8 protein-coding genes are annotated in these 10,942 nt (G+C 70.5%); 3 read left to right on the forward strand and 5 right to left on the reverse strand.

The features are described 5' to 3' along the window. The coding region (locus tag ACFU99_RS18585) for an ammonium transporter (protein WP_384392998.1) at nt 1-627 on the reverse strand (627 nt) is incomplete at its 3' end. A gap of 340 nt (nt 628-967) precedes the next feature. Further along, nucleotides 968-2,464, reverse strand: a complete 1,497-nt coding sequence (locus ACFU99_RS18590) for a hypothetical protein (protein WP_384393001.1) — start codon at nt 2,462-2,464, stop codon at nt 968-970. Nucleotides 2,465-2,906: 442 nt separating this feature from the next. On the opposite strand from ACFU99_RS18590, the gene ACFU99_RS18595 reads away from it, so the two are divergent. Continuing rightward, nucleotides 2,907-3,602 (forward strand): bifunctional DNA primase/polymerase, encoded by a 696-nt coding sequence (locus ACFU99_RS18595; protein ID WP_384393003.1) that lies wholly within the window; start codon nt 2,907-2,909, stop codon nt 3,600-3,602. Between the two features lie 184 nt (nt 3,603-3,786). On the opposite strand, the gene ftsY is transcribed toward ACFU99_RS18595, so the two are convergent. After that, entirely contained in the window at nt 3,787-5,013 is a 1,227-nt protein-coding gene (gene ftsY / locus ACFU99_RS18600; RefSeq protein WP_384393005.1) for a signal recognition particle-docking protein FtsY, read from the reverse strand. A gap of 430 nt (nt 5,014-5,443) precedes the next feature. Here ftsY and ACFU99_RS18605 point away from each other — a divergent pair, with 430 nt between their 5' ends. Both ACFU99_RS18605 and ACFU99_RS18610 read left to right on the forward strand, forming a co-directional pair. Beyond that, on the forward strand, nt 5,444-6,934 hold the full coding sequence (locus ACFU99_RS18605) for a purine-cytosine permease family protein (protein WP_384393008.1): 1,491 nt from the start codon (nt 5,444-5,446) through the stop codon (nt 6,932-6,934). A gap of 244 nt (nt 6,935-7,178) precedes the next feature. Then, entirely contained in the window at nt 7,179-8,168 is a 990-nt protein-coding gene (locus ACFU99_RS18610) for an LLM class flavin-dependent oxidoreductase (RefSeq protein ID WP_384393011.1), read from the forward strand. Nucleotides 8,169-8,243: 75 nt separating this feature from the next. Here the strand turns inward: ACFU99_RS18610 and ACFU99_RS18615 are convergent, their stop codons facing one another. Then, the gene (locus ACFU99_RS18615; RefSeq protein WP_384393014.1) at nt 8,244-9,662 is read right to left on the reverse strand and encodes a sugar porter family MFS transporter; all 1,419 of its coding nucleotides are present in this window, start codon (nt 9,660-9,662) and stop codon (nt 8,244-8,246) included. A gap of 231 nt (nt 9,663-9,893) precedes the next feature. Further along, nucleotides 9,894-10,942 (reverse strand): AAA family ATPase (locus ACFU99_RS18620; RefSeq protein ID WP_384393017.1); only part of this gene is annotated, 1,049 nt, incomplete at its 5' end.

Raw genomic sequence — 10,942 nt, forward strand, 5'->3', positions numbered from 1 at the left:
CAGCAGCCCCGCGCCCAGCATCACCAGCGGCAGGCTGTGCGGCCGCATCGGATCCTTCTTGAATCCGATGCGCTTTCCGACGACGAGGACCGCGGCGAGGCCGCCGACGCCCGCGTTGATGTGGACCGCGGTACCGCCCGCGAAGTCGATGACGTGGAGCCGGTAGAGCCAGCCGTCCGACTGCCACACCCAGTGCGCGACCGGGAAGTAGACGACGGTGACCCACAGCGTGATGAACAGCGACCAGGCGCTGAACTTCACCCGGTCCGCGAGCGCCCCGCTCATCAGCGCGGGCGTGATCACCGCGAACATCAGCTGGAAGAGGGCGAAGGCGAAGACGGGGATGCCGGTCCTGCCGCCGGTCAGCGTCCCGGCGTCGATGCCCGCGAGCCCGATGTGGCCGAGGCCGCCGATCAGCCCGGCGCCGCTGTCGTCGCCGAACGCGAGGGAGTAGCCGTAGAGCACCCACAGCACGGAGACGATGCCCAGCGAGATGAACGACATCATCAGCATGTTCAGGGCGCTCTTCACCCGCACCATGCCCCCGTAGAAGAAGGCCAGGCCGGGGGTCATCAGCATCACGAGCGCGGCACTGATCAGGACGAAAGCGGTATCTGCGCCATTCAACGTCGACGTCTCCTCGGGGCGGGCGGCCCGTGCGGGCAGGGACTCGGTGGGCCGGCTGACGCCACGAGGCTGGCGCAGCGCGGTTTCCGCCGATGCGCCCGCGTGTTTCACCGCGGTGACGAAGAGCGCACGCGTGTTACGAGTGGGTGACTCACCGGACAGGGGCCCGCGCCCATCGCTACGGTCCCGTCCGCGCGAAAAGACCGACCGCGGCGACCACCCGGTTGACCTGGCGTGGGGGAGCCGAGTCGGGCTGTACGGGGTGGTCACCGCGGCCGGAATCCATGGGGCCATGCGGTCATCGGGTACGGGCGCCGGGGCCGGGGGCGCCTCCCTGACGTCACATCGCCTGCGCCACGTCCGTGGCGTCCGGCAGCTCGACGGCGAGCTTCTCGGTGAGGTCGACGACCGCGGCGACCTCGCCGAAGTCGCGGACCGCCGTGTCGATGGTCTTGCGGAGCCGGTTGTTCACCCGCTCCGAGCGCACCCGCTTGGCGATCTTCAGCGCCTTGCCCGCGAGTTCGGCGGACCGCTCCGGTTCGCGCTGCATCAGATGGACCGTCGACATTCCGATGAGGTTGAGCGCGTACGACCGCTGGTGCTCCTCGTCCTTGTGGAAGAGCTCGACGGCGCGCTCCATCTTCGGGTATGCCAGGTGCGCGTAGGTGGGGCTGCGGCCCGCCACATAGGCGAGGTCCCGGAAGGAGTGGGCGTTCTCCGCGTTGAGCTCGGCTTCGGAGAAGAAGCGGATCCAGTCGGGGTCGCCCTCGCCCGGCGTGCAGTCCCCGAAGGCGTCCTCTGCCATGTTCACCGCGCGCTTGCACTTCGCGGGCTGCCCGGCATTGGCGTACGCGCGGGCCTCCATCGCGTACAGCATCGCGGTCGTACGGGAGGTGGCCTGCTCCCGGGAGCCGTACTGCGCAAGGTGGATCAGCTCCAACGCGTCGTCCGGGCGGCCCAGATGGATCATCTGGCGGCTCATGCTGGAGAGCACGTACGAGCCCAGGGGGCGGTCTCCGGCCTCCTTCGCGGCGTGCAGCGCGAGGACGAAGTACTTCTGCGCCGTGGGCTGGAGCCCTATGTCGTAGCTCATCCAGCCGGCCAGCTCCGCCAGCTCGGCGGCGACCTTGAACAGCCGCTGGGACGTCTCCTTGGGCTGCGACTCCTGCAACAGGTCGGTGACTTCGTGCAGTTGGCCGACGACGGCCTTGCGGCGCAGCCCGCCGCCGCACTGGGCGTCCCACTGGCGGAACATCATCGTCGTGGACTCCAGCAGCTCCAGCTCCGGCTGGGAGAGCCGGGAGGCGCGCCGGGACCGGTCGGAGGCGTCCGACGCCGTGACGGCGCGCGCGGCGTCGTGACCGGCGGGCCCGGGGACCAGCCAGCGCTGCATCGGCTCGATGAGGGCGGGTCCGGCGGCGAGCGCCAGCGATGTGCCGAGGAAGCCGCGCCGCGCCAGCATCAGGTCGCTGCGCGAGAACTCGCTGATCAGGGAGACGGTCTGCGGGCCCGCCCAGGGCAGGTCGACGCCGGAGACCGACGGCGACTGGTGCGCGGTGCGCAGGCCGAGGTCCTCGATGCCCACGACGCAGCCGAACCGCTCGGAGAACAGCTCGGAGAGGATTTTCGGAATCGGCTCGCGCGGCTGTTCGCCGTCGAGCCAGCGGCGCACCCGTGAGGTGTCCGTACTGATGTGGTGGGCGCCCAACTGACGCGCCCCCCTGTTGACTTGGCGGGCCAGCTCACCCTTGGACCAGCCGCTGCGCAGGAACCATGAACCCAACTGTTCGTTGGGGCGCTTGTCAGCGCTGCCACTCCCGCCGCCATTGCCGCCCACTGGAAGGCCCCCATTCCGACTGTGCTGTGCGCGAACCGCCAACAGAATGCCGCCTCCTGCGGCTTCCTGTCCGGTGATGCACCGACTCGACTGAATGTAAACAGCCGTTCCGACGAGGCGTCATGCCTCCGGCATACCCGCCGGGTAGGCACCTCCGGGGTTCATGCACCGAAAGTAATCCTACGATCACGGGCGCCGCGAGGCCGTTCCGGTAAACGCCACCATTCGCCACCCCACCGAATGGACCCCCGCGCCACTCCGCGCGATTGACTTGGCGCGGGAAGATCAGGAGCTGGCGCAGTGAGGCGCACGGGAGCGCGGCCGCCACTTCGCACCACCGGCCGCACCGCCTCACGCCCCCCACGAACGGGTGTCGGCAACCGTGCGTGTTCGCAAGACTCCGGGTCGTAACCATCACTGAAGACGACCCGTTGGAGGGAGCATGGGCTTCACGATCGGCGGTATCCGGGACATGCGTTCCGGTACCCGGCGGCGCGCACGCGCGACCGGGTGTGCCATGACAGCGATGACAGTGGCGGAGTACACCGGCCTGTGGGGATGGGACGTGGCGCCCGGCGCCCGCGCCTCGCGCCACGGATCCGATGGCCGTACGGACTGTTCCTGCGGCGTCGCCGACTGCCCCTCCCCCGGCGCCCACCCGCTGCACTTCGCCCCGCGGGTCGCGGCGGGGGCCACCCTCGACGAGGCGACCGCCGCCTGGGCCGAGGCCCCCGGCGCGGCGGTGCTGCTGCCGGTCGGCCGCGCCTTCGAGGTGCTGGAGGTGGCGGAGCCGGCCGGCCTGCACGCGCTGGTGCGGCTGGAGCGGATGGGGCTGCCGCTCGGCCCGGTCGCCGCCACCCCGCACGGCCGCGCGCTGTTCTTCGTCGCCCCCGGCGCGGCGGCCGAACTCCCCGCACTGCTCTACCGCATGGGCTGGGACGACGCCGGGCTCGACCTTCGCTGCCTGGGCCCCGGCGACCATGTCACCGCGCCGCCCTCCGACTTCGCCGGGCTCGGGCCGATGCGCTGGCTGCGCCCGCCGACGCTGGACACCGCGGGCTGCCCGCCCCAGGCCCGGCTCCTGGTGGGCACGCTGGCCTACGTCAGCCACCGCGCGGGGTCACGCTTCTGCGCCTGAAGCGGCAGCCGGGAGCGGCAGCCTGAACTACCGGCAGCCGGAAACGGCCGCCGGAAAAGGAAAAGGAGAAGGGCCCCGTCGCACGTACAGCACGCGACGGGGCCCTGCCCTTTCCATTCCGCCTACACGGCGGCTTCCGCCTACGCGGCGGCTTCCCTACGCGGCGGCCGTCAGCCGCCGGCCGTCATTCGCCGATCAACGCGTCGACGAAGGCCTCCGGCTCGAACGGCGCGAGGTCGTCAGCGCCCTCGCCGAGGCCCACCAGCTTCACCGGCACGCCCAGTTCGCGCTGGACCGCCACGACGATGCCGCCCTTGGCGGTGCCGTCCAGCTTGGTGAGCGCGATGCCGGTGATGTCCACGACCTCCGCGAACACCCGCGCCTGCACCAGCCCGTTCTGGCCGGTGGTGGCGTCGAGGACCAGCAGCACCTCGTCCACGGAGCCGTGCTTCTCCACGACCCGCTTGACCTTGCCCAGCTCGTCCATGAGCCCGGTCTTGGTGTGCAGCCGGCCGGCGGTGTCGATGAGGACGACGTCGGCGCTCTCGGCGATGCCCTCCTTCACCGCGTCGAAGGCGATCGACGCGGGGTCGCCGCCCTCGGGCCCGCGGACCGTACGGGCGCCGACGCGCTCGCCCCAGGTCTGGAGCTGGTCGGCGGCGGCGGCGCGGAAGGTGTCGGCCGCGCCGAGCACGACGGACTTGCCGTCGGCGACCAGGACGCGCGCGAGCTTGCCGGTGGTGGTGGTCTTGCCGGTGCCGTTGACGCCGACGACCATGACGACGCCGGGCTTCTCCGCGCCGCTCTCGCTGACGCCGCTCTCGGTGTGGACCGTGCGGTCGAGGTCGGTGCCGACGAGGGTCAGCAGCTCCTCGCGCAGCAGGCCGCGCAGTTCCTGCGGGGTGCGGGTGCCGAGCACCTTCACGCGCTCGCGCAGCCGGTCGACGAGCTCCTGGGTGGGGGCGACGCCGACGTCGGCGACCAGCAGGGTCTCCTCGATCTCCTCCCAGGTGTCGTCGTCGAGGTGTTCGCGGGAGAGCAGCGTGAGCAGGCCCTTGCCCAGGGAGTTCTGCGAGCGGGAGAGCCGGGAGCGGAGCCGCACCAGGCGGCCCGCGGTGGGCTCGGGCACCTCGATCTCGGGCGCCGCGGGCTCTTCCGCGACGGGCGCTTCGGCAGCGGGGGCCGGGGCCTCGGCCGCCGGCAGGTCCACCTCCTCAATGGTCCGGCGCGGTTCCTCGCGCGCGGTATCGGCTTCCTCGCCGACCTGCGGCTCGGCGGGCGGCGTGGTGACGGACGGGCTGCTCGGCGGGGCCGGCGGCAGCTGCTTCTTCTTGCGGCTGCTGACCACGAGCCCGCTGATCGCGGCGAGCGCGACCACAGCGATGACTACAGCAAGGATGACGATTTCCATAACGGACCCAGTATCGGCCACGTACGGAGTTCTCGGCCGGGCCGCGCACGGGACGGCGCGTAACGACCGGTGCGGCGGGCCCCCGAGTCCGGATGCGGCGGGCCCCCGAGTCCGGATCGAGACCCGGCGGACGGACGCGCCGTCCCGCCGGGAAGGCTCGCCGACGGCGGCTGGATGCGGCGCCACTCGTGGGAATCTCCAATTCCGCTTACCGGCGGGAGCTCGCCCACGGCCGTACGGCGATCCACGCCGTCAGAGGCATCCGTCCCGGTCTGTCCCGGCCTTCGAATGGGTAGAGGACCAAAGCGGCCAACCGCCCAAAGTTGGAGCAAACTACGATGGTGTGGCACGATGCAACGCGCGTAGAGTCCCACCGTCCCCCCGCTGACCAGGCATCCCGCCACTGCATGACATGCACGGAGTCCGACCTATGGACACAGCGTCCACCACGGCCTCAGCGGCCAACGCGTCCACCGCCGATTTCGAAGGCGCCATCGAAGTCCGCGGCATCGAGCCCGTGCCGGACCACGAGCGCCACGGAAAGGTCCGCGAGCTCTTCCCGACGTGGGTCGCCGCCAATATCAGCGTGCTGCTGCTCACCATGGGCGCGTCCCTGGTGGTCTTCAACAAGCTGAACTTCTGGCAGGTGCTGATCGTCGCCGTGTGCGCGGCCGTCGTGTCGTTCGGCATGGTCGGCGTGTTGTCGGTGTCCGGCAAATGGGGCGGCGCGCCGGGCGCGCTGCTCTCCCGCGCCGCCTTCGGCGTCCGCGGCAACTACTTCCCGGGCGCGATCCTGTGGGTGGCCCGCTTCGGCTGGGAGACCATCAACGCGGTCACCGGCGCGTACGCCGTGCTGACCGTCCTGGACCTGCTCTTCGGCGTGAAGAGCAACACCGCGCTGATCGTCATCACCCTCGTCGCCTTCGTCGCCTGCACCTTCCTGGTGAGCGGCATGGGCCGCAAGGCGCTCAACGTCTGCAACAAGTGGTCGACGTACCTCTTCGGCGTCTTCAGCGTGCTGGTGCTGGTCTATCTGATCGCCAACATGGCGTGGAGCGACGTCTTCTCCAAGCCGGCCGGCACCACGGCCATGATGATCGCGGGCGTCGGCACCATCGCCGCGGGCGGCATCAGCTGGGTGCCCACCGGCCCCGACTTCGCCCGCTACCTGCCGCACGCCGCCTCGGGCAGGAAGATCGTCGGCATCACGGTCTCGGGCGCGGGCCTGGTGATGGCGCCGATGGTGCTGATGGGCGCCGTGATGGCGGTCGCCACCCCCGATCTCGCCTCGGCCCCGGACCCGGTCTCCTTCCTCGGCGACATCCTGCCGACCTGGATCGCGGTGCCGTATCTGGTCACCGCGGTGGTGGGCATGCTGCTGATCAACAGCCTGTCGATGTACTCGGCCGGGTTCACGGCACAGACCATGGGCGTCAAGCTGCCGCGCGCCATGGCCGTGTCGATCAACGCGGTCATCTCGCTGGTCGGCGGGCTGCTGCTGATGCTGGTGGCGAAGAGCTTCCTGGGCTCGTTCATCGCCTTCCTGACCCTGCTCGCGGTCTCCTTCTCCGCGTGGATCGGCGTCTACGCCGTCGACATGGCGCGCCGCCGGGGCCGCTCGCTGCGGTACGACCCGGACGCGCTGATGGACACCGGCCGCACCAGCCGCTACTGGTACCTGGGCGGCTTCTGCTGGCAGGCGATGACGGCGTGGTTCGTGGCACTGGTCGCGGGCCTGTGCTTCACCAAGGTCGACTGGTTCACCGGGCCGCTGGCCACCACCTGGATCGGGCAGCACGGCCTCGGCTGGGCGACGACGATCGTGATCGCCGCGGTGCTCTCGCTGGCCCTGCCGACGCCCCGCGAAGGCGCGGCGGAGACCGGCCAGGAGCCCGCGCCCCGCACGAAGGTCCCGGCCTGAGCCCGCTCGTAAACCCGGCCCGAGCCCCTCCGTAAACCCGGACTGAGACCGTTCGTAAACCCGGCCCGAGCCCCTCCGTGATCCCGGCTTGAGCCCGTACGGCAACCCGGCCCGAGCCCGTCCGAGCTCACCGCCCGAGTTCCCCGCCCGAGCCGTCGAACGGGCGCCCGCAGGCGCTCTGTTCAATTGATCAGCTCTCGGCTAGCGTCCCCTTCTGCCACCCACGGCGAAGGGGACGTCTGCCATGCCCACCACGGTCGTTCGGTTCAATCTCGTCGATCCCGCCGCCACCCCGCAGAGCCTGTCCGAGCGCTATCGCGCCGCCGTCGAGATGGCCGTCTACGCCGACGAGCACGGCATCACCACCGTGCAGACGGAGGAGCACCACGGCACGGACAACGGCTGGATGCCCTCGCCGCTCGCCTTCGCGGGCGCGGTGCTCGGCGCCACCCGCCGTATCGCCGTGACGCTCTGCGCGATCGTCACCCCGCTCTACGACCCGCTGCGGCTCGCGGAGGACATAGCCGTCCTGGACCTGCTGAGCGGCGGTCGGCTGGTGACCGTCGCCGGGATCGGCTACCGCCCGGAGGAATACGCGGCGCACGGCCGCTCCTGGGAGCACCGGGGCCGGCTCCAGGACGACGCGCTGGAGACGCTGCTCGCGGCGTGGACCGGCGAGCCCTTCACGTACCGGGGCCGTACGGTCCGGGTGACCCCGCGCCCGTACACGCAGCCGCATCCGCTGCTGCTGGTCGGCGGCGCCTCCAAGCCGGCGGCGCGGCGGGCGGCCCGGTTCGGGCTGCCGCTGTTCCCGAGCGCGCATCTGCCGGAGCTGGAGGCGTACTACAAGGAGCGGTGCGCGGAGTACGGGACCGAGGGCTGGGTGCTGATGCCCGCCGCCGAGACGCCGTTGCTGCACATCGCCGAGGATGTGGACCGGGCGTGGGCGGAGCACGGCGCGCATCTGCTGCACGAGGCCCGTACATACGCGTCCTGGCAGTCTTCGGACATCCGCTCGGCGGTGCGGTCCGGCGCCGAGGACGTCGAGGGGCTGCGGCGCGAGGGCGTCTACCGGATCGTCACGCCCGAGCAGTGCGTGGCCCTCGCGCGGGAGCGCGGCGACGACGGGTCGGGGCTGGTGCTGCACCCGCTGTGCGGCGGCATGCCGGTCGAGGAGGGCTGGCGCAGTCTGCGGCTGTTCGCGGAGCGGGTATTGCCGCAGATCGAGGATTGAGAACGGGCGCCGCCCCGGCTCGGGAACCGAACCGGGGCAGCCACCGCGGGCGAGGAGACGGGCAGGGCGGGGTGATCAGCCCATCTCCTCCAACGCCTTGCCCTTGGTCTCCTTCACGAACTTGAGCACGAAGGGGATCGAGAGCAGAGCGAAGATCATGTAGATGATGTACGTCGCCGAGAGGTTCCAGTCCGACAGGCTCGGGAAGCTCGCGGTGATGGCCCAGTTGGCGATCCACTGGGCGGAGGCGGCCACGCCCAGCGCGGCGGCGCGGATGCGGTTCGGGAACATCTCGCCGAGGAAGACCCAGACCACCACGCCCCAGTTGAGGGCGAAGAAGAGCACGAAGCAGTGGGCGGCGATGAGGGCGACGACGCCCTCGGTGTTGGGCAGGGTGCCGCCGGAGGTCTTGGCCGAGAAAGCCCATGCCTCCAGGGCGAGGGCGACCGCCATGCCCGCCGAGCCGATCAGCGCGAGCGGCCGGCGGCCGATCCGGTCGACGAAGATCATCGCGATCACGGTGCCGATGATGTTGATGATCGACGTGGTGAAGGAGTAGAAGAACGAGTCGCTCGGGTCGATGCCCACCGACTGCCACAGCGTCGCCGAGTAGTAGAACGCCACGTTGATGCCGACGAGTTGCTGGAAGACGGAGAGGCCGATGCCGATCCAGACGATGGGCAGGAAGCCCGCCCGGCTGCCCAGCAGGTCCTTGAAGGTCGACTTGTGCTCGCTGCGCATCGCGTGCTCGATCTCGGCGACGCGCGTGTCGAGGTCGATGTCACCGTTCTCCACGTCGGCGAGCACGGCCTTGGCCTTGTCGACCCTGCCCACGGAGATCAGGAAGCGCGGCGACTCGGGGATGGCGAAGGACAGCAGCCCGTACAGGACGGCCGGGACCACCATCACGCCCAGCATGACCTGCCATGCCTCCAGGCCGATGAGCTTGCCGCGCTGATCGCCGTCGGCGAGGTTGAGGATGCCCCAGTTGACCAGCTGCGAGACCGCGATGCCGACGACGATGGCGGCCTGCTGGAAGGAGCCGAGGCGGCCGCGGTAGGCGGGCGGCGAGACCTCGGCGATGTAGGCCGGGCCGATGACCGAGGCCATGCCGATCGCGATGCCGCCCAGCACCCGCCAGAACGCCAGGTCCAGCAGGGCGAAGGGGAGCGCCGAGCCGACCGCGCTGATGGTGAAGAGCACCGCGGAGATCTGCATCACGCGGATCCGGCCGATGCGGTCCGCGATCCGGCCGGCGGTGGCGGCGCCGATCGCGCAGCCGATCAGCGCGATGGCGATGACCTGGGCGAGCGCGCCGGAGCCGATGTCGTACTTGCCGCGAATGCCCTCGACGGCGCCGTTGATCACGGAGCTGTCGTAGCCGAAGAGGAAGCCGCCCATCGCCGCTGCCGCGGTGATGAAGATGACATGGCCGAGATGGTCCGGGTGGGCCCCGCGGCCCTCCGGAACCTGCGCCTTCGCGGTGCTGGTCAACGTGAACTCCTGTGGCCCGGCCGCGTCGCCGGGCGTAGGGGGCTGGACCTTCCAGTGGGGCATAACTTCCGGGAAGCCACCACTTGAAGGTATAAGCAACGTTGCAGACCCTATGCCTTCAAGTTTCGAAGTCAATAGGCCGTGACCAAGAAGTACTCCTGAGCTTTCTTCGATACGGACTTCAAGACTTGAAGACTTGCGGCGGGACGGCCGCGGAGGCGCGGGCAGCGGTCAGTGCAGCCGCTGGCTGATGACCTTGGAGACGCCGTCGCCCTGCATGGACACGCCGTACAGCGCGTCCGCGACCTCCATCGTCCGCTTCTGATGGGTGATCACGATCAGCTGGGAGCTCTCCTGGAGCTCCGCCATGATCCCGATCAGCCGTTGCAGATTGGTGTCGTCGAGGGCCGCCTCGACCTCGTCCATCACATAGAACGGGCTCGGCCGCGCCTTGAAGATCGACACCAGCAGCGCCACGGCCGTCAGCGACCGCTCGCCGCCGGACAGCAGCGACAGCCGCTTGACCTTCTTGCCCGGCGGGCGGGCCTCCACGTCCACGCCGGTGCCGAGCATGTCGTCCGGGTCGGTCAGCACCAGCCTCCCCTCGCCGCCCGGGAACAGCCGCCCGAAGACGCCCTCGAACTCCCGCGCCGTGTCGCGGTACGCCTCGGTGAAGACCTGCTCGACGCGCACATCGACCTCCTTGATCACTTGAAGGAGGTCCGTCCGGGTCTTCTTCAAGTCTTCAAGCTGCTCGCTCAGAAACGTGTGCCTCTCCTCCAGGGCCGCAAACTCCTCCAGGGCGAGCGGATTCACCTTGCCCAGTTGCTGATACGCCCGTTCGGCGGCCTTCAGCCGCTTCTCCTGCTCGGCCCGCGCATACGGCACCGGCTGGTTGCGCGGATGCTCCGGGTCCTGCGGCAGCTCCTCGCCCTCGGCCGCCGGGGAGGGCGGTACGGGCTGGTCGGGGCCGTACTCGCCGACCAGCGTCGCCGGTTCGACGCCCAGTTCCTCCAGCGCCTTCGCCTCCAGCTGCTCGATGCGCAGCCGCTTCTCCGCGCCCAGCACCTCGCCGCGGTGCACCGAGTCCGTCAGCTTGTCCAGTTCGGAGGCGAGCTCGCGCCCCCGGTTGCGCTCGGCGATCAGCTCCTGCTCGTGCCCGGCCTTCGCCTGCTCGGCGGCGCGCCGCTCCTCGTCGGCCCGTACGAGCGACACCTCGACGTGCGCCAGCAGCTGACGGGCGCCGGCCGCGACGGCCGCCGCCACCGCCGCCTCGTGCC

The organism is Streptomyces sp. NPDC057654 (assembly GCF_042800135.1).
GTDB lineage: Bacteria > Actinomycetota > Actinomycetes > Streptomycetales > Streptomycetaceae > Streptomyces.

Bases quoted from the DNA above. Each gene is read 5' to 3' on its own strand.
- ACFU99_RS18595 (WP_384393003.1), top strand. From the start codon at position 2,907: ATGGGCTTCACGATCGGCGGTATCCGGGACATGCGTTCCGGTACCCGG.
- ftsY (WP_384393005.1), bottom strand. From the start codon at position 5,013: ATGGAAATCGTCATCCTTGCTGTAGTCATCGCTGTGGTCGCGCTCGCC.
- ACFU99_RS18605 (WP_384393008.1), top strand. From the start codon at position 5,444: ATGGACACAGCGTCCACCACGGCCTCAGCGGCCAACGCGTCCACCGCC.
- ACFU99_RS18610 (WP_384393011.1), top strand. From the start codon at position 7,179: ATGCCCACCACGGTCGTTCGGTTCAATCTCGTCGATCCCGCCGCCACC.